This is a genomic window from Chelatococcus sp. XZ-Ab1 (genome assembly GCF_029309855.1).
Taxonomy (GTDB): domain Bacteria; phylum Pseudomonadota; class Alphaproteobacteria; order Rhizobiales; family Beijerinckiaceae; genus Chelatococcus_A; species Chelatococcus_A sambhunathii.
Window position 1 is genome coordinate 56,466 of sequence record NZ_JARKII010000008.1, and the last position, 19,102, is coordinate 75,567.

Annotated in this window: 15 protein-coding genes, 1 tRNA gene and 1 pseudogene; 7 read left to right on the plus strand and 10 right to left on the minus strand. The window is 67.8% G+C overall.

Features of this window, described 5'->3' with window-relative positions; all coding sequences use genetic code 11:
• Positions 1–145: 145 nt before the first annotated feature.
• On the minus strand, positions 146–367 hold the full coding sequence (locus P2T65_RS13195) for a hypothetical protein (RefSeq protein ID WP_055459987.1): 222 nt from the start codon (positions 365–367) through the stop codon (positions 146–148).
• A 198-nt stretch (positions 368–565) separates the two neighbouring features.
• Between P2T65_RS13195 and P2T65_RS13200 the strand changes: the two genes are divergently transcribed.
• Positions 566–706 (plus strand): hypothetical protein, encoded by a 141-nt coding sequence (locus tag P2T65_RS13200; protein ID WP_157672588.1) that lies wholly within the window; start codon positions 566–568, stop codon positions 704–706.
• A gap of 137 nt (positions 707–843) precedes the next feature.
• Here the strand turns inward: P2T65_RS13200 and P2T65_RS13205 are convergent.
• A tRNA-Gln gene (locus tag P2T65_RS13205) sits at positions 844–917 on the minus strand.
• 258 nt (positions 918–1,175) lie between these two features.
• Positions 1,176–1,565: a hypothetical protein gene (locus P2T65_RS13210; protein WP_082464847.1), complete on the minus strand. Its 390-nt coding sequence runs from the start codon at positions 1,563–1,565 to the stop codon at positions 1,176–1,178.
• A gap of 303 nt (positions 1,566–1,868) precedes the next feature.
• Between P2T65_RS13210 and P2T65_RS13215 the strand changes: the two genes are divergently transcribed.
• Positions 1,869–2,897: a Fe(3+) ABC transporter substrate-binding protein gene (locus P2T65_RS13215; protein WP_055459989.1), complete on the plus strand. Its 1,029-nt coding sequence runs from the start codon at positions 1,869–1,871 to the stop codon at positions 2,895–2,897.
• A gap of 180 nt (positions 2,898–3,077) precedes the next feature.
• Positions 3,078–4,817 (plus strand): iron ABC transporter permease, encoded by a 1,740-nt coding sequence (locus P2T65_RS13220; protein WP_071923650.1) that lies wholly within the window; start codon positions 3,078–3,080, stop codon positions 4,815–4,817.
• Positions 4,818–4,991: 174 nt separating this feature from the next.
• Here the strand turns inward: P2T65_RS13220 and P2T65_RS13225 are convergent, their stop codons facing one another.
• Positions 4,992–6,950 (minus strand): acetoacetate--CoA ligase, encoded by a 1,959-nt coding sequence (locus P2T65_RS13225; RefSeq protein WP_276199939.1) that lies wholly within the window; start codon positions 6,948–6,950, stop codon positions 4,992–4,994.
• Positions 6,951–7,153: 203 nt separating this feature from the next.
• Between P2T65_RS13225 and P2T65_RS13230 the strand changes: the two genes are divergently transcribed.
• Positions 7,154–9,016, plus strand: a complete 1,863-nt coding sequence (locus tag P2T65_RS13230; protein ID WP_071923649.1) for an AsmA family protein — start codon at positions 7,154–7,156, stop codon at positions 9,014–9,016.
• A gap of 3 nt (positions 9,017–9,019) precedes the next feature.
• On the opposite strand, the gene P2T65_RS13235 is transcribed toward P2T65_RS13230, so the two are convergent.
• The 3 genes and pseudogenes from P2T65_RS13235 to P2T65_RS13245 form a co-directional block, all read right to left on the minus strand.
• Positions 9,020–9,811 carry an ABC transporter permease gene (locus tag P2T65_RS13235; protein WP_071923648.1) on the minus strand — a complete coding sequence of 264 codons (792 nt, stop codon included), beginning with the start codon at positions 9,809–9,811 and terminating at the stop codon, positions 9,020–9,022.
• Positions 9,808–10,744 (minus strand): annotated as a pseudogene (locus P2T65_RS13240) (ABC transporter permease subunit). Before P2T65_RS13240 ends, P2T65_RS13235 begins: the two are co-directional and overlap by 4 nt.
• Before the next feature lie 23 nt (positions 10,745–10,767).
• On the minus strand, positions 10,768–11,943 hold the full coding sequence (locus P2T65_RS13245) for an ABC transporter ATP-binding protein (protein ID WP_055460089.1): 1,176 nt from the start codon (positions 11,941–11,943) through the stop codon (positions 10,768–10,770).
• A gap of 162 nt (positions 11,944–12,105) precedes the next feature.
• On the opposite strand from P2T65_RS13245, the gene P2T65_RS13250 reads away from it, so the two are divergent.
• Entirely contained in the window at positions 12,106–13,500 is a 1,395-nt protein-coding gene (locus P2T65_RS13250) for a glutamine synthetase family protein (RefSeq protein ID WP_055459995.1), read from the plus strand.
• A gap of 27 nt (positions 13,501–13,527) precedes the next feature.
• On the plus strand, positions 13,528–14,808 hold the full coding sequence (locus P2T65_RS13255; protein ID WP_276199940.1) for an FAD-binding oxidoreductase: 1,281 nt from the start codon (positions 13,528–13,530) through the stop codon (positions 14,806–14,808).
• 66 nt (positions 14,809–14,874) lie between these two features.
• Here the strand turns inward: P2T65_RS13255 and P2T65_RS13260 are convergent, their stop codons facing one another.
• The 3 genes from P2T65_RS13260 to P2T65_RS13270 form a co-directional block, all read right to left on the minus strand.
• A complete protein-coding gene (locus P2T65_RS13260; RefSeq protein WP_063185915.1) occupies positions 14,875–15,561 on the minus strand; it encodes a Crp/Fnr family transcriptional regulator in 687 nt (228 codons plus the stop codon).
• Between the two features lie 163 nt (positions 15,562–15,724).
• Entirely contained in the window at positions 15,725–16,417 is a 693-nt protein-coding gene (locus P2T65_RS13265) for an aquaporin (protein ID WP_071923646.1), read from the minus strand.
• A 262-nt stretch (positions 16,418–16,679) separates the two neighbouring features.
• Positions 16,680–16,901 carry a hypothetical protein gene (locus P2T65_RS13270; RefSeq protein WP_141659690.1) on the minus strand — a complete coding sequence of 74 codons (222 nt, stop codon included), beginning with the start codon at positions 16,899–16,901 and terminating at the stop codon, positions 16,680–16,682.
• A 164-nt stretch (positions 16,902–17,065) separates the two neighbouring features.
• On the opposite strand from P2T65_RS13270, the gene P2T65_RS13275 reads away from it, so the two are divergent.
• Entirely contained in the window at positions 17,066–18,937 is a 1,872-nt protein-coding gene (locus P2T65_RS13275) for an ABC-F family ATP-binding cassette domain-containing protein (RefSeq protein ID WP_276199941.1), read from the plus strand.
• The last annotated feature ends 165 nt before the right edge of the window (positions 18,938–19,102 follow it).

Below are 19,102 nucleotides of genomic sequence, written 5' to 3' on the forward strand. Positions count from 1 at the left end.
AATTCGGACTTTTTTGCGGCGAGGCTGGCGGCAGCAACGCCGGCCGCGATGACGGCCCGGGCGCGCCAAAAACGACGCCGCTTCGCTGCCGTCGGCTTCGAGACACGTGCCTGGCGTCGGACACTCGCTGGCGCCCTTTGCGGCCTCAACGACCGCGCAGCAACCCTTCGAGAAGCATCCGCATGCGCCGGACGGGCCTTGGCGCGGCACTCGCCTGCACGAGTTGGTCCCGTTCCCGGGCGAGCGCCCGGAGCATCTTGGCGGCGGTCACCATGCGTTCGCGTGACGACAGGCGCGTGGCCGAGGCGCTTTCCTGCATGAGCCGCTGCGCAAGTCGCTCGACTTCCTCGGTTGACGTTCCGACCATGCCCGCTCCGACGCACACAACTGACGGGGAGTTATCACATGTCGGGTCACTCGAACACAAATCGGCCTCGTCAGCGGACCGTTGATGACGTGCGCGATGGCGGCTTTGCCGTCGGCATTCGGCCCGTACCGTGCATAATCCGCAACCGCGGCGCACCTGCGGACGTGTGACGCGCATTCTCGCAGTTGGGAGATGGCCATGGCCAACGGGCCGGAACAGGAGCCGCCGGACGACGTTCGTGAGATGCGACCGAGCGGCTGCCTCATCATCCTTGCCGTGATGCTGCTCGCCGTCTTGCTTGCGCTGGTCATCAACTGGCTGCGCGGCGGCCTGCCCTGAAGCACGCGGCCCGCGCAGCGTGACCTCGTTGGTCACAAGGCGTCCCCGTGGCGGGCCAGACGACGACGCCTGCAAAAAACGTCGGGACGGCCCTGCCGGCCGTTCCTCATCAGGACGAATTGTTCTTGAATTTCATATGGCTGGGGGACGTGGATTCGAACCACGACTAACGGAGTCAGAGTCCGCTGTTCTACCGTTAAACTATCCCCCAACAGGGCGTTGATTTGCCTAAACCATTCCGATCACGACAGAACCGTGCCGGTCGATTGCGGTCACCGCCGTAGGTGGGCTGCATATAGAGTGCGTTTTGGCCACGGTCAACCACCCTCATGGCCGAGATGCAGTGGAAGAGGGGACGTTACGGTGGATAGTTGCGCCGGGCCCGTACCACGGCGCCCATGAAGCCGTACCTGCGGGCGGCAAGCCGAATACTGCGGGCCACGGCTGAAGGGCGCGCCCGTTCCGGCCCTCAACCGACATCCTCGACGGTCACGACGCGGAACGTGTGCATCTCGCCTTCATCATCACGGATCGAGACATATTCGCCCGGCACCCAGACATGGTCGCCGAGACGGAAACCGGCCTCGTCATCGTCGCCCGCAGCGGCGTCATAATCGAACACCCAGGTCGAGCCGCCCATGCCGCCGGCGCGATGAACGAGATGACCGAGCTCCGTCCGCTCGCCGGCCCAAAAGCGGCGCACCCGACAGGCCTCCCTGTGCTTGCGCCATACATCCACATCGAGATGGTTCTCCGCATCGAGCGGGGCAACGATCTCATAGCCATGTCGGGCCGACCCCTGTGGGAACTCCCGCGAGCGCGCCAGGTGCAGCGTGATGCGCTTGAAGCCATCGGGCATTGCCATGATCGTCTCCCCCAGCCTTGCGACGCCACCGCGGCATGCCATTGCACGGCCACGCCGGCCGGTAAGCATGATCGCGCCGGCGCCGCGAGGAACGCAAGCGCAACCGATGCCGCAGGGCATCGAGGAGCGGCCGGCGGGAGTCGATTTCTGACCGGTCGCTCTTTAGAGAGATTATAAATTATTGATTTGATTGGTTATTTTGTTGACGCGCCGTGCCCGTGGCGGCATACGCCTCTGCTCATACGCAAGTTGCGATCGAGGCTGGGGCCCCGTCCCGGACCGAGGGAGGCTACAATCATGCAACGCTATGCTCGCACGCTCATCGGCGCCGCTTCTTTCCTTGCTGCTGGGATGGGCGCTGGCGCGGTGCTCGCCCAGGAAGTCAACCTCTACACGACGCGCGAGCCCGGCCTCATCAAGCCGCTGCTCGATGCCTTCACCGAGAAGACTGGCGTCAAGGTCAACACCGTCTTCGTCAAGGACGGGCTCGGCGAGCGTGTAGCCGCCGAGGGCCAGAACTCGCCAGCCGACGTGTTGATGGTCGTCGATTTCGGCAACCTCATCGATCTCGTCGACCGCAACGTCACCCAGCCGGTCCAGTCGAAGGTGCTTGAGGAGGCGATTCCCGCCAACCTGCGCGACAAGGACGGCAACTGGTTCGCCCTGACGCTGCGGGCCCGCGTGCTCTACGCCTCGAAGGAGCGCACCAACATCGATGCCTTCACTTATGAAGAGCTGGCCGATCCCAAGTGGAAGGGCAAGGTCTGCATCCGCTCGGGCCAGCATCCCTACAACACCGCCCTCTTTGCCACCGTCATCGCCAAGGACGGCGCCGAGAAGGCCGAAGCGTGGCTGAAGGGCGTCAAGGCCAATCTCGCCCGCAAGGCCGGCGGCGGTGACCGTGAGGTGGCGCGCGACATCCTCGGCGGCATCTGCGACATCGGCATCGGCAATTCCTACTATGTCGGTCTGATGCGCTCCGGCAAGGGCGGTCCCGACCAGGAGAAGTGGGGCGAGGCCATCAAGGTCGTGCTGCCGACCTTCGCCAATGGCGGCACGCATGTGAACGTCTCCGGCGCGGCCATCGCCAAGAACGCGCCGAATAAGGACGAGGCCGTCAAGCTGCTCGAGTTCCTCGTGTCGGACGAGGGGCAGGAGCTCTACGCGAAGGCGAACTTCGAATATCCGGTGAAGGCCGGCGTGAAGGCCGACCCGATCATCGCGAGCTTCGGCGAGCTGAAGGTCGATCCCGCCCTGCTGACCGACATCGCCGAGCACCGCAAGGCGGCGAGCGAGCTCGCCGACAAGGTCGGCTTCGACAACTGAGCGGCAGCGAGGCAGGCGAAGCTCCTTCGCCTGCCTTCCGCACGAGGTTTCGATGACCAGCCCCAAGCGGACGCTTCCCCGTCCCGGTGCGCTCCTTGAGCGCTCCGGGATTGTTCGTTTCCGTTCCATGCCGGCGGAGGCCGGTCTCCCGTCGGAACGGCGCAACGGGACAGCCGGCCGATGACCATTGCCGCCGCCGGCGAGGGACGCGCCGGAGCACCACGGCGCCTCACCCTGCCTCCGCTCTCCGGCTGGCTCGTCGCTGCGGGCGTGATCGCGCTCGGCGTCGTCGCGCCCATCGCGGCGCTCGCCTGGTTCGCGGCGCAGGGCTCCGGGGATCTCTGGCCGCATCTCGTCGACACGGTGCTGCCGCAGGCGATCCGCGACACGGCGATCCTTCTCTTCGGTGTCGGCGCGCTCGTCATCGTCCTCGGCACGGGAACGGCCTGGCTGGTGACGGCCTACGACTTCCCGGGACGATCGGTGCTCGACTGGGCGCTGCTGCTGCCCCTCGCCATCCCGACCTACATCGTCGCCTATACGTATCTCGACGTGCTGCACCCGATCGGCCCGGTGCAGACGGCCATCCGGGCGCTGTTCGCGATCAGCAACCCGCGCGACCTGCCGTTTCCCGACGTCAGGTCGATGTGGGGCTGCATTCTCCTGCTCAGCCTCGTGCTCTACCCTTACGTCTACCTGTCGACGCGGGCGATGTTCCTGATGCAGGCGGCGAGCCTCGTCGAGGTGGCGCGCACACTCGGCCACGGGCGCCGGCGCGTCTTCTTCCACGTGGCACTGCCGCTCGCCCGTCCCGCCATCGTGGTCGGCACCAGCCTTGCGCTGATGGAAGCGCTCAACGACATCGGCGCCTCCGAGTTCCTCGGCGTGCGCACGCTCACGGTGTCGATCTACGCCACGTGGATCAACCGCTCCAGCCTGCCGGGCGCGGCGCAGATCGCCCTCGTCATGCTGGCGCTCGTCATCTCCCTCATCCTCATCGAGCGCTGGGCGCGGCGCCGCCAGCGCTACGCGGCGGCCGCGCAGCAGGCGCGGCGGCTCGTGCCGCAGCGGCTCGCGGGCGCGCGCGGGCTTGGCGCGCTGGCCGTCGGCTTCCTGCCCGTCCTGTTCGGCTTCTGCGTGCCGGCGCTGCACCTCGCCCACGAGGCCTACAAGCGCGTGTCCTTCGCCGGCATCTCCCCCGGCATTCTCGAGGAGACGATCAACACGGTGACGATGGCGGCCGTCGCCACAGCCGTCACCATCGCGCTCGGTCTCGTCGTCGCCTATACGGCGCGCATCGTGCAGCGGCGGGAGGCCAATGTCCTGGCACGGCTCGCCAGCGTCGGCTATGCCATTCCCGGCACGGTGCTCGCCATCGGCCTGCTGACGCCCCTCGCCGCCTTCGACAATGCGGTCGACGGGGCGATGCGCAGCCTTTTCGGCATTTCGACGGGCCTCATCCTCTCGGGCTCGGGCGTGGCGCTCGTCTATGCCTATGTCGTGCGCTTCCTCGCCATCGCCAATGGCGGCATCGAGGCCGGGCTCTCCAAGGTCCCGCACTCGCTCGACCATGCGGCGCGGGCGCTGGGACAGGGCCGGCTCGGCACCATGTTCGGCGTGCACCTGCCGTTGGTGCGCCCCGCCCTTCTCGGCGCGGCGCTGCTCGTCTTCGTCGATTGCATGAAGGAGCTGCCGGCGACGCTGCTGCTGCGGCCGCTCAACTTCGAGACGCTGGCGACCCACCTCTATGCCGAGGCCTCGCGCGGCACCTACGAGGACGGCGCGGTGGCCGCCCTGCTCATCGTCGTCTTCGGCCTCGTGCCCGTGATCCTGCTCGCCCGCATGAGCCGTGGGCGCTACGCCGTCTCGCTGCGCGCCTCGAGTTCCGAGGTCGACCGGCCGGCCTCGTTCCGGCCGTGAGCGGCACGGAGGCGACACGGTCCCTTTTCGTCATGGCCGAGCTTGTGCCGGCCATCCACGCCGTCAGGCCTTTCGCAACGCCAAGGCATGGTTGCCTGCGATGAGCGCGGGACGGAAAGGTTGCGTCCCAAGGCCCCGGCGCCGGCGCGCACAGTGCAAGCCGGACAGGCGCAATCACTTCTTGAGCTCGGGCAGATCCCTGTAGAGATCGAGGGCCTCGGGATTGGCCAGCGCCTCCTTGTTCTTGACCTCGCGGCCGTGCACCACGTCGCGCACGGCGAGCTCCGTGATCTTGCCGGATTTGGTGCGCGGAATGTCCGCCACCTGCACGATGCGGGCCGGCACGTGGCGCGGGCTCGCACCCGAGCGCACCTCGCGGCGGATGCGGTCCTGCAGGGCCTCGTCGAGCACCGCGCCCTCCCGCAGCCGGACGAAGAGGATCACGCGCACGTCGTTGTCCCATTCCTGGCCGATGGCGAGCGCCTCCACGACTTCGGGAATGCGCTCGACCTGGGCGTAGATCTCGGCCGTGCCGATGCGCACCCCGCCCGGGTTGAGCGTGGCGTCCGAGCGGCCGTGGATGATGATGCCGCCGTGCTCGGTCCATTCGGCGAAGTCGCCGTGGCACCAGATGCCGTCGAAACGTTCGAAATAGGCGGCGTGGTACTTCTTGCCGCCCGGATCGTTCCAGAACATCACCGGCATGCAGGGAAAGGCGCGGGTGCAGACGAGTTCCCCCTTGCCGGAGCTTATCGGCCTGCCCGCCTCGTCCCACACCTCGACCGCCATGCCGAGGCCGGCGGCCTGGATCTCGCCCTTGTAGACGGGCGAGATCGGGCTGCCGCCGACGAAGCAGGAGACGATGTCGGTGCCGCCGGAGATCGAGGCCAGATGCACATCCGGCTTGATGGCCTCGTAGACATAATCGAAGCTCTCGGGCGCGAGCGGCGAGCCAGTCGACGTGATGAGCCGGACGCTGGAAAGATCGTGCGTGCGGGCGGGCGCGAGTCCGGCCTTCTTGCAGGCGTCGATATATTTCGCCGAGGTCCCGAAAAGCGTGATGCGTTCCCTTTCGGCGAGATCGAAAAGCACCGATGGTTCGGGATGGAAGGGCGAGCCGTCGAAGAGGATGAGCGTCGCGTCGCTGGCAAGGCCCGAAGCCAGCCAGTTCCACATCATCCAGCCGCAGGTGGTGAAGTAGAAGAAGCGGTCGCCAGCCCTGACGTCGCACTGCAGGCGGTGCTCCTTGAGGTGCTGCAGCAGGGTGCCGCCGGCGCCATGGACGATGCACTTGGGCACGCCCGTCGTGCCGGAGGAGAAGAGGATGCACAACGGGTGGTTGAACGGCAGCCGCTCGTAGGTCACCGGCTTGGCTGCATACTCGGCTGTGAGCGCCGGCAGCGCCGTCGCCTTGTCGCCGACGCTCGCCGCCACCTCGTCGGCGATGCCGACATAGGGCACGACGAGCACGGCCGCGAGGCTCGGCAGGCGCGCGACCACATCGCGCACCTTGTCGGTCAGGTCGAGGCGCTTGCCGGCGTAAAAATAGCCGTCGATGGCGATGAAGACCTTCGGCTCGATCTGCCCGAAGCGGTCGATGACGCCCTGCACGCCGAAGTCCGGCGAGCAGGAGGACCAGGTGGCTCCGAGGGAGGCGGTCGCCAGCATGGCGGCGATGGTCTCGGGCCGGTTCGGCATCATGGCCGCGACGCGGTCGCCGACGCCGACGCCCTGGGCGGCAAGCCATTGCTGCAGACGCGAGACGAGGGCATTGAGCTCAGCCCAGGTGAGGCGCAGGGAAGAGCCGGCCTCACCGGCAAAGACCATGGCCTCGCTGCCGTCGTTACGGCGCAGGAGATTCTCGGCGAAGTTGAGGCGCGCATCGGGGAAGAACTTCGCCCCCGGCATGCGGTCGTCGACGAGGATGCGCTCGCCCTTCTCGCCGATCACGCCGCAGAAGTCCCACAGGGCCGACCAGAACGCCTCCCGCTCGGCGATGGAGAAGGCGTGGATGTCGGCGTAATCGGCAAAGCGCCGTCCGGCACGCTCGCCGAGAAAGTCCATGAACCGCCGCAGGGTCGTTCCCGCCACGCGCTCGGGCGAAGGGGTCCACAAAGGTGCGGCAGGGGTCATCGTCACTATCCTCCCTCGATCATCGCCCGCGGTGATAGCGCGGCTCGCAATGTCCATAAAGCGCCAATATCAGGGAGCAAAGGAGGGCAACTGGACGAGAATCCTATGCGAGACGTCTGAATCGGCGTAAACGGATCAGACTGCCTGATGGTTGAGTTGCGCCATTGGCCCGGAGCCAGGGCCAATGCCGGACGCGAGTGGCGATGACAAGGTCCAAGCTCTTTCTCGTGACGGCCGCCGTCCTTGCGGCCTGCGTCATGGCCGTGATGCCGTGGACGCTGGCCACGAAGCCGCTCGCCGAATCCATCGGCGAGGAGATGCGGCGCACGACCGGTCTCGGGCTCGCCACCGAAGGGCGGGCCACCTTCGCGCTCCTGCCCGTGCCGCGCGTCAAGCTGGAGAACGTCAGCCTGCAGACGCCGCAAGGCGAGGAAGTGGCGCGCGCCCGCCAGCTGCGCGGCGAACTGCGGCTGCTGCCCCTTCTGCTCGGCCGCATGGAACTCGTCGAGGTCACGCTCGTGCAGCCGCGGCTTGACCTCAGCCGTGTCGGGACGCTGCGCGAATTGTGGGCCATGCTCAACGCGCATACCGGACGCGAGATCGAGAGCCGGCGGAACGGCACGGCCCGCGGCCGGCATGTCGGGCGGCTCATCATCATCGACGGGCTCGTGCTGACGCGCGCAAAGGACGAGGCCCCCGCGCTCGCCAACCAGGTCAACCTCGTCGTCTACTGGCCCTCGCTCACCGGACCGCTCGCCGTAGCGGGCACCACGCAGTGGCATGGCGAACCGGTAGACATCCGCCTCGATTCCCTCTCACCGGCCGCGATCGTCGACGGGCGCGCCTCTCCCCTCGCCATCCAGCTGCAGAGCCCGTTCGGCGACCTCGCCTTCAAGGGCGATGTGCGCGGGGCCGAAGATCCCCAGCTCAACGGCGACCTGCGCGTCGCGACGCGGTCCCTGCGCTGGGCCGACAGCCAGTTCGGCGGCATCGTGCCGCTCGGTCATCTCGTCGAGACCTTCTCGCTCGCCGGCTCGGTGTCCATGTCGTCGCGCGGACTGTCACTGCCGCAGGCGAGCATCGAGATCGACCGGCGCCGCATCGACGGTGCGCTCACGGCGCGCTTCGAGCAGGCGCGGCTCGCCGTCTCGGGCACTCTGGCAGCCGAAGAGCTGCAGCTCGAGCGTTTCCTGCGCCCCCTCCTGCCGAGGCGCGGCGCCGACGGCGGCTGGAGCCGCGATCAACTGGGCACGCGTGGCCTCGATCAGGCGGACCTCGACCTGCGGCTGTCGATCAACAAGGCCTATTTCGGGCGCATGCCGATCGACAGTCTCGCAGGCTCCATGCAGATCAGGAACGGGCGGCTTGAAATCGCGCTGGGACGGGCCGGCCTTTACGGCGGCACCCTCAAGGGGCGCCTCACGGCCTCGCCCTCGCCCGCCGGCTACGATGTGCGGCTCTCCGGCCAGGCGGACAAGGTGGACCTGCTCGGCCTCCTCAACGACGCCGGCAACATCACCCGTCTCTCTGGAAGCGGCACCGCCCAGTTCCAGATGGAAGCCTCCGGCGCCTCCTTTGCCGAACTCGCGCATGGCCTTCGCGGCCAAGGCCAGTTCGACATTTCGGCGGGATCCATCGCTGGCGTTAACCTGCCTGAGCTCGCCCGGCGCGCGGAAGTGCGCCCGCTCGCCGCTGCGCTCGAATGGCGCGGCGGGCGCACGCCCTTCGAGAGCATCACGGGCCAGGTAACGATCAGCGGCGGCATCGCCGACGTCGGCACGATGGAGATGACGACGCCAGGTGTGCGGGGCCTCATGACCGGGCACGTCCTTGTCGGCGATCGGCGGCTGCTGCTCGACGCGACCGTCACGCCGCCAAAGGCCGCGGCATCGGCCGTGCCATCTGGCTTTCCGCTCAAGATCCGCGGCAGCTGGGACGACCCTGCCGTCCTGCCCGATGTCGATGCGCTCATCCAGCGCTCGAGCGCGGCGGCTCCCTTCTTCATCACTCCGCCACCGCAGGTGCCGCCGGCAGATCTTTCTTCGGCAGGCGGCACGCTGCAGTAGGCACTACTGGCGCGCGACGGCCGAGCGCTTCGTCGCGAGCGAGGCGATGATCACGCCGATGGTGACGAGCGCCACGAGAATGGTGCAGACCGCGTTGATCTCGGGCGTCACGCCGAGGCGCACCTGGCTGTAGATGCGCATGGGCAGGGTTGTGGCGCCCGGCCCCGACGTGAAGCTTGCGATCACGAGGTCGTCGAGCGACAGCGTGAAGGCGAGCAGGAACCCAGCGAGCACCGACGGCGCGATGAGCGGCAGCGTGATGGTGAAGAAGGTCTTCAGCGGCGGGCAGCCGAGATCCATCGCCGCCTCCTCGAGGCTGCGATCGAAATCGACGAGGCGCGCCTGCACCACGACCGTGACGAAGCACATGGTGAAGGTCGTGTGGGCGAGGACCACCGTCCAGAAGCCACGGTCGAAGTCCACGGCGACGAAGAGCAGCAGCAGCGACAGGCCGGTGATCACCTCCGGCATCACGAGCGGAGCATAGACCATGCCCGTGAACAGCGTGCGGCCCGGATAGCGCCCGTAGCGCACGAGCGCGAGCGCCGCGAGCGTGCCGAGCACCGTCGCCGCCGCCGCCGAGAGGAAGGCGACGCGCAGCGAGATCCAGGCCGCCTGCAGCAGTTGCTCGTTCTGCAGCAGCGAAACGTACCATTGCGTGGAGAACCCGCCCCAGACCGTGACCAGCCGCGAGGCGTTGAACGAATAGACGACGAGGATGAGGATGGGCAGGTAGAGGAAGGCGAAGCCCAGCGTCAGCGCCGTCGCGTCGAAAAAGCCGAAACGCCGGTTCATTTCGCCTTCTCCCAGCGCCGCGCCTCGATGTCGCGATAGGCGACGATGGGGCCGACGAGGAGCACGAGCAGCACGACGGCGACCGCCGAGGCGAGCGGCCAGTCGCGGTTGGAGAAGAACTCGCTCCACAACGTGCGCCCGATCATCAGTGTCTCGGAGCCCCCGAGGAGGTCCGGGATGACGAACTCGCCGACGACGGGGATGAAGCACAGGAGGCAGCCGGCGAGAATGCCCGGCATGGCGAGCGGCACGGTGATGCGCCAGAAGGCGCGCAGCGGCGGGCAGCCGAGATCCTCGGCCGCCTCCAGCAGGTTGTAGTCGAACTTCTCCAGCGTCGCGTAGAGCGGCAAGACCATGAAGGGCAGGTAGGAAATAGACGATGCCGATGAAGACCGCCGTGTCGGTGTTCATGATCTGCAGCGGCTCGCCGATGAGCCCCAGATTGATGAGAAGCGCGCTGAGCAGCCCTTCGGGCTTCAGGATGCCGATCCAGGCATAGACACGGATGAGGAAGCTCGTCCAGAACGGCAGGATGACGAGCATGAGCAGCGTCGGCCGCCAGCGCTCCGGCGCCTTTGCCATGGCATAGGCGATGGGGAAGCCGATGGCGAGCAGCAGGACAGTCGAAACCGCCGCAATACGCAGCGAGGAGATGAAGGACGAGAAATAGAGGCTGTCTTCGAAGAGCAGCGAGAAATTGTAGAAGCTGAGCTGCGAGAGGGCTTCGCTGAGGCCCTCGAGACCGAAGGAGAGGTCGAAGACCGGCCGGTAGGGCGGCTGCGCGGTCGCGGGCTCCGACAGCGCGATCTTGAAGACGATAACGAAGGGAATGAGGAAGAAGAAGGTCAGCCAGAGGAAGGGCACGGCCGGGACGAGCGCGCCAAGCGCCCGGCCGAAAGCGCCCCGGTCGGGCGGACGCGGGGCCACATCCATTCTTTCTTGATCGCTCATCGTCTTCACCGCGTCAGGACGACGCCCGCCTCGGGCGCGAAGTGAACGAAGACCTCATCGTCCCAGCTCAGCGGCCGCTCGACGAAGCGGGTGGCATTGGCGCGCGACACCCGCAACGTCCTGCCACTCGCCAGGCGCACCAGGTAGATCGTCCAGTCACCGAGATAGCCGATGTCCCAGACCGTGCCGGCAAAGACGTTCGGCGTCCCCGCAGGCGGTGCCTCGTGGGTCAGCACGAGCTTCTCGGGACGCAGGGCGAGCGCCACCTCCTGGCCGGGCTTTAGCGGCTCGGCGACGCCCGCGACCGAAACCGAGGCCGGCGCGTCGGCGACTGCGAGCGTGCAGCGCCCCTCCCCGGCTTCGCTCACCTTGCCTTCGAGGATGTTCACGTCGCCGATGAACTCCGCCACATAGCGGCTCGCCGGCTGCTCATAGATCTCGCCCGGGGTCGCGACCTGGACGATGCGGCCGTGATCCATGACCGCGATGCGGTCAGCCATGGTCATCGCCTCCTCCTGGTCGTGCGTGACAACGAGGAAGGTCATGCCGAGCTTCACCTGCAGGTCCATCAGCTCGAACTGGGTTTCCTCGCGCAGTTTCTTGTCGAGCGCGCCGAGCGGCTCGTCGAGCAGCAGCACCTTGGGGCGCTTGGCGAGGGCACGGGCGAGCGCCACGCGCTGGCGCTGACCGCCCGAGAGCTGGGCCGGGCGGCGGCGGGCAAAGGGCTCAAGCTGCACGAGGCGCAGCATCTCGACGACCCGCTCCGTGATCTCGGCCTTCGGCAGCCTGTCCTGCTCGAGGCCGAAGGCGATGTTGCGCTCCACGCTCATGTGCGGGAAGAGCGCGTAGGACTGGAACATCATGTTGACCGGGCGCCGGTAGGGCGGCACGCCGGAGAGGTCCTGGCCGGCGAGCACGATGCGCCCCTCGCTCGCCGCCTCGAAGCCCGCCAGCATGCGCATCAGCGTGGTCTTGCCGCAGCCCGAGGGCCCCAGCAGGCAGAAGAACTCGCGCTCGAAGATGTCGAGCGACAGGTCGGCCACCGCTGCGACGTCGCCATAGCGCTTGGTGACCCGTTCGAAGCGGATGAAGGGCGTCGCCGCAGGGTCGGCCCAGGGGGCGAAATCGCGGCGCACGGCGCCGATTGCCAGCGACCCGCGCCTGCGCCCGTCGACAGCCATGGACATTCCGGCACTACCTCCCAAACCGGACCGTTGCGGGCGCGCACGTTAGTCGCAGCCGGGCCCGGCGACAACAGCGAGAGCGATGCTCTCGGCGCGGGTGGGCAGTTGACAGGCCGGGGGGCCGCACCGTTACCTCTCCCGGCATATCAGGCGGATGACATGGCGAAGAAAAGAGCGCACCAGAACAAGGTATCCCACACCCGCGGCGCCGCTTCCATCGAGGAGGCCCGCGCCTTCGTCTCCAAGCGCAACATCGAGGAGATCGAGTGCGTGGTGCCGAATCAGGCCGGGGTCGCGCGCGGCAAGGTGATGCCGGCGGAAAAGTTCTTCGGCGGGCCGACCATGAGCCTGCCCGGCGCGATCTTCTACCAGACGATCGCCGGCGACTATCCGCACGAGGTGCTCGACAAGGACGCCCCGGCGGATGGCGATCTCGTGCTGGAGCCCGACTTTTCGACCATCGCTCTCGTGCCATGGGCGAATGACCCTACGGCGCAGATCATCCACGAGGCCTTCTATCGCGACGGCCGCCCCGTTGAGCACGCTCCGCGCCAGGTGCTGAAGCGGGTGATCGAGCTCTATCGCCGTCGTGGCTGGCAGCCCATCGTGGCACCCGAGATCGAATTCTACCTCGTTAAGAAGAACCTTGATCCCGACTATCCGCTGGAGCCTCCGATCGGCCGCTCGGGCCGGGCGGAGATCGGCCGACAGGCCTATTCCATCGCCGCCGTCAACGAGTTCGACGACCTGTTCGAGCTCATCTACGACTACTCGGAGGCGCAGGGGCTGGAGATCGACACCCTGATCCACGAGGAAGGCGCCGGCCAGATGGAGATCAACCTGCGCCACGGCGACCCGCTCGACCTCGCCGATCAAGTCTTCCTCTTCAAGCGCACCATCCGCGAGGCAGCTCTGAAGCACGACATGTATGCGACGTTCATGGCCAAGCCGATCGCGCATCAGCCGGGCTCGGCCATGCACATCCACATGTCCGTGACCGACATCGAGAGCGGCCACAACATCTTCTCAGACAAGGACGGCAAGCCGACGGACGAGTTCTTCTCCTTCCTCGCCGGGCTGCAGACGCACCTGCCGGCGGCCATGTCGATGCTCGCGCCCTATGTCAATTCCTACCGCAGGCTGACACGCTATTCGGTAGCGCCGATCAATGTCGCCTGGGGCTACGACAACCGCACCACGGGCCTGCGCATCCCGCCGTCGGACCCCTCCGGGCGGCGCGTCGAGAACCGGGTGCCCTCCTCCGACGCCAATCCCTATCTCGCCATCGCCGCCTCTCTCGCCTGCGGGCTGCTGGGTCTCGAGGCCGGGCTCAAGCCGAGCGATCCGGTCGTCGGCTCTGCCTATTCGCTCGACTACGACCTGCCGCGCGGCATCCTCGAGGCGGCGGCGGCGCTCGAGGAGAGCGAGGCGCTCACCGGCCTGTTCGGCGACAGCTTCGTGCGCACCTATACCGCCGTGAAACGAGCCGAGTTCGAGACCTTCATGGAGGTGATCAGCCCGTGGGAGCGCGAGTTCCTGCTGCTGAACGTGTGACCGGCGAGCCCGCCGAAGGACGAGCCCGTGCAGAAACCCTCCGCCGGCGGCAATCTCTACGAAACGACCGCGCCGCCGCTCGCGCCGCAGCCGGCGCTCGACGGGCCCGCGCGGGCAGACGTCGCCATCGTCGGCGCCGGGCTGACCGGTGTCGGCGCGGCGCTGACGCTGGCACGGGCCGGCCATGACGTCATCGTCGTGGAGAGGGGCCGCGTCGGCGCCGGCGCCTCCGGCATCAACGGCGGACAGATCCATCCCGGCCAAAGGCGCGACCAGCGCTGGCTGGAGGAGAAGGTCGGCAAGATGCGCGCCCGCGCCCTGTGGGACTATGCCGCCGAGGCGCACCGCTGGCTGTTTGAAGTCATTGAGCAGGAGGAGATCGCCTGCGCGCTGCAGCGCGGCCTCATCACGCTGGCGCACCGCCGCGCCCTCTTCCGCGATCTCGCCGCCGACGCCGAACATCTCGCGCGGCATTACGGCGCGAGCCATCTCACGGTGGTCGAACAGGCGGACCTGCCGCGCTACACGGGCGCCGAGGGCTATCACGGCGCCGTCTTCGATGCCGAGGGCGGCCATCTCGACCCGCTGGCGCTGACGCGCGGGCTCGCCGTGGCCGCCCTTGCGGCGGGAGCCCGCATCGCCGAGGACACGCCGGCGACGGCCCTTGCGAGGACGGGGGCGGGATGGCGCCTCGCGACGCCGCGGGGCGACATCGACGCGGCTTCGGTCATCGTCACCGGCGACGGCAACAACGGCCGGCTCGTGCCGACGGTGGCCGACCACGTCATGCCGCTCGTCAATTTCATGATCGCCACCGAGCCGCTCGGGCCATTGGCGGATGCGGTCTTCACCGGGCCCTATGCGGGCGCGGACACGCGCTTCGTGGTCAATTACTTCCGCCGCACGGCGGACGGGCGGCTCGTCTTCGGTGGGGGCGAAAGCTATGGCGCCACGCTGCCACCGAACTTCGCCGAGCGTGTGCGCCGGCGCATGCTGCCCATCTTCCCCATGCTGGCCGATGTCCGCATCACCCATGGCTGGGGCGGCGTGCTCGGCATCACCGCGCCGCGCCTGCCCTTCGTGCGCCAGACCGAACCGGGCCTCCACGTCGCCTCCGGCTACAGCGGCCAGGGCGTCATGCTCGCCCCCTTCACCGGGCGGGCCATCGCCGAAGCCATCCTCGGCGACGACCGCCGCCTGTCGGTGATGACGGATCTTCCCGTGCCGAAACTGCCCGGCGGGCGCCTGCTGCGCCGGCCGCTGCTGATTGCAGCGATGCTCGGTTTCGGCCTGCTCGACAGATTGTAAGGGTAGCGCGCGGGCCTGCCCCTCTCCTCTTCCCACCGGAGGGTAGCCGCTCGGCCCTTGTCGCGCCTAAAGATCCTCGCGCAGCGCCTCGGCGACACGGGCCTCCAGCACCTCCGGTTTCTTGAGCACGAGGGCGCCGCGCGTGCGCTCCACGAGGTCCTCGCTCGACAAAGCGGTGAACTCGCGCGTGACCTGTTCGCGCCGGCAGCCGATGCGGGCCGCAAGCACATGGTGATAGGGCGGCGGTGTGACCACGCGCTCGCCGGGATGGCCGGCGCGCGGCTGGGACAGGCGCAGCAGCTCCGAATAGAGCCGGTGCCGCAGGTCGAGGACCGAATGTTCCATGAGACGGGCGTTGAGCTCGCGCACGCGGCCGGCGAGCAGGCGCAGAACCTTGTCGCAGACGACCTTGGAGGCGAAGACAATCTCGCGGAACACCGCGGCCGGCATAATGCACACCTCACCGCGCGTCAGCGCCGTCACATTGGCCGAGCGCTTGACCCCGTCGATGGCGGCAAGCTCGCCGAAATACTGGCCACCGCGCATCTCGCCGAGGATGACCTCCTTGCCCGACTGCGTGCGCACCAGGATGCGCACGTCACCCGCGACGAGGAAATAGACATCCGTCGAGGCGTCCTCGAAGTCGACGAGCACCTCATCCTCGTCGAAACGGCGCCAGTTGCAGCGTGTTTCAAAGGGGCCGAGATCGATATCGATGTCCTTGAAAAAGGCGACCCGCGCAAGCGATGCCATGGTTCCTCCCCCCTGCGGCCGAAGCACGAAACGGACACGCCGCGACGGCGCCGCGCGTCAGCCCGAACCGGCCGGCACACCGCTCCCTGGCGGCGTGCCAGCGCTGCGCATCGTTCTTTCCCCGGGCCGCAAGGTCAAGACCGCGGCGGGGGCAGCGTCGTCCTCAGGCCTCGAGCGCCCGCGAGCGGAAGGCGAGCCCGGCGCACAGCCCGCCGAGGATGGGCGTGACGATGAACAGCCACAGCTGCGCCAGCGCCTGCCCGCCGACGAAGACGGCCGGGCCGAGCGAACGGGCCGGATTGACCGACACGCCGGTGACGTTGATGAAGACGATGTGGATGACGACCAGTGTCAGGCCGATGGCAAGGCCGGCCGCCGGTGTCGCTCCGGCCCTGGACGTTGCGCCGAGGATGACCGTCGTGAAGAGGAAGGTGGCGACAAACTCCGCCACGGCGGCGGATACGGTGCCGTAGGCGCCGAGATAGCCCTCCCCCCAGCCGTTCTGCCCGAGGCCACCGGTCGCGACGTCATAGCCACCGGCCCGGCCGCTGGCGATGAACAGGAGGACCGCCGCCCCGACGATGCCGCCGAGACACTGGGCGATGATGTAGCCGGGAACGTCGGAAGTCGGCATGCGCCCGGCCGACCAGACGGCGATCGTCACGGCCGGATTGATGTGACAGCCCGACACCGGGCCGATGCCATAGGCCATGGCCGTGACGGCAAGGCCGAAGGCAAACGCGACGGGCAGCATGCCGAGCGGAAACGTAGCCCCATAGCCGCCGAGAACGACAGACCCGCAACCAAACAGCACGAGACAAGCGGTGCCAAGCAATTCAGCCAGATATTTCTTCATGTCTGCCCCCTGAGCCTGTTCGCTCTTCGGACAGCCGGCCATCAGGAATCAGGCCGGCGAACAGACCAAAGTGGACCATCAATCGCCGATCGCATAAATCACAATATCTGCAAATAGATTTGGATTAAGAACAATTGCAGGGACCGCCGGTCGGAAGATTAGGCAGTGGCATTGCAGATCTTCCAATCGGCGATTGCAACGGGCGAAGCGCGCGCCGTCACCTCAAACCGGAAATCTGCCGTCTCGCGCCTCCGCGTCGTGGTCAGGACAGGCGCACCAGCGCCTGCCCCTGCGCCACGTGACGGCCGGGGTCCTCGCCCATCGGCGCATGCGGGTTCTGCCGCACTGGAGCGGCGGCGGGCGCGGGCGGCAGGCGCCGGTCCCAGGCGCTCTCGAGCACCAAGACGATGCCGACGGCCAGCGCGAGGACGGCAAGCACGAGAGCGCCGAAAGAATGCTGGGTATCGGAACGGCGACGCAACATGGCGCGAATCACAAGCTGTTCACAGGTCATCAACAGGCTCTGGGTGACTTATCCACAGGGCGGCTTCGCGGCGGCATTGTGGCATCAGCATGACGGCGCGGCACGAGGTCCGCGGGGCTCGAGCCGGGGCTTGCCCCCCGGGGCGCGGCGCGCGACAAGACGCCATGCTGCACGTCAATGATCTCACCTACCGGCTCGGCGCCCGCGTTATCCTCGACGGCGCCACCGCGGCCTTGCCGCCGAACGCCCGCATCGGCCTCGTCGGCCGCAACGGCGCCGGCAAGACCACGCTGTTCCGCATCCTGCTCGGCGAGATCGCACCGGAGAGCGGCTCCATCTCGATTCCGCGCAACCTGCGCATCGGCGCGGTCGCGCAGGAGGCGCCGGGGGGGCCGGAGCGGCTCATCGACATCGTGCTCGCCGGGGACAAGGAGCGCACGGCCCTCCTCGCCGAGGCCGAGACGACGAGCGATCCCATGCGGCGCGCCGAGATCGAGACCCGGCTCGTCGACATCGACGCTCATTCCGCCCCTGCCCGCGCGGCCGCCATCCTGCACGGCCTCGGCTTCGATGCCGACGCGCAGCAGCGGCCCTGCTCGGACTTCTCCGGCGGCTGGCGCATGCGCGTCGCGCTCGCGGCCATCCTCTTCTCGGAACCGGACCTGCTCCTGCTCGACGAGCCGACCAACTATCTCGACATCGAGGGCACGCTCTGGCTCTACGACTATCTCGGGCGCTATCCGCACACGGTGCTCGTCATCAGCCACGACCGCGAGTTGCTCGACACGGCCGTCGACCACATCCTGCACCTCGATCAGGGCAGGCTGACGCTCTACCGCGGCGGCTACACCTCCTTCGACCGGCAGCGGCGCGAGAAGATGGCCCTGCAGGCGAAGGCGCGCGTGAAGCAGGAGGCCGAGCGCAAGCACCTGATGGCTTTCGTCGACCGCTTCCGCGCCAAGGCGTCGAAGGCGCGGCAGGCGCAATCGCGCCTCAAACGGCTGGAGAAGATGGAGCCGATCGCCCCCGTCGCCGAGGAAGAGGCCCTGCCCTTCGACCTGCCCGGCCCCGCGCGGCCGCTGTCCCCACCCCTCGTCGCCATGGAAGGGGTCGGTGTCGGCTATGACGGGCGCCTCGTGCTTGACCGGCTCAACCTCACCATCCTGCCGGATGATCGCATCGCGTTGCTCGGCCCCAACGGCAATGGCAAGTCGACCTTCGCCAAGCTGCTGTCCGGCCGCCTGAAGCCTGTGAAGGGTGAAGTGCGCCATTCGCCGAAGCTCACGACGGCGTATTTCGCGCAGCACCAGCTCGACGAACTCGTGCCGCAGGAAACGCCCGTCGACCACGTGGCCAGGCTGATGCCGGACGCGCCCGAGGCGCGCCAGCGCTCGCGCGCCGCACGCATGGGCTTTCCCGGCGCCAAGGCGGATACGCCCGTCGCCAATCTCTCGGGCGGCGAGAAGGCGCGGCTGCTGATGGGCCTTGCCGCCTTCGCGGGGCCGCATCTGCTCATCCTCGACGAGCCAACCAACCACCTCGACATCGACAGCCGCCAGATGCTGATGGAGGCCATCAACGACTACGACGGGGCGGTGCTGCTCATCAGCCACGACCGCTTCCTGGTCGAGGCCTGTGCCGACCGGCTATGGCTCGTCGCGAACGGTACGGTAAGGCCCTACGACGGCGATCTCGACGACTACCGCCGCATGGTGCTTTCCGGCCCCGACAACGGCGGACGCGGCGAAGGCACTGGCGGCGAGAAGGCGGAGCGGCGGCGCGAGGCGGCGCAGAAGCGCATCGCGCTCGGGCCGCTCAAGAAGCGCGTAGAGGCGCTGGAGATGCGGATGGAAAAGCTCTCGACCGCCATCGCCAAGGTCGATGCGGCGCTCTCGGAACCGGATACGTTCAAGAAGAACCCGGAGAAGGCGGCCGAGCTGTCGCGCATGCGCGCCGAGGCGGCCGATGCCCTGGCGAAGGCAGAGGAGGAATGGCTCGCGGCCTCCGCCGAGATCGAGGCAGCGACGGCGGCGTGATCTGTTCAGAGGCACCCGTCGCGGGAGGATGGGGGTGGGGTCCCTGAAAAGGGATTTTCTGCCCCACCCATTCCGGTCTTATAGCACCGGAGGCCCTTCCCGAGGGTGGGAAGGGTCTGAAGTGGATCACCCTTCGCAGGCGTCCACTTAATTAAGATTAACGCC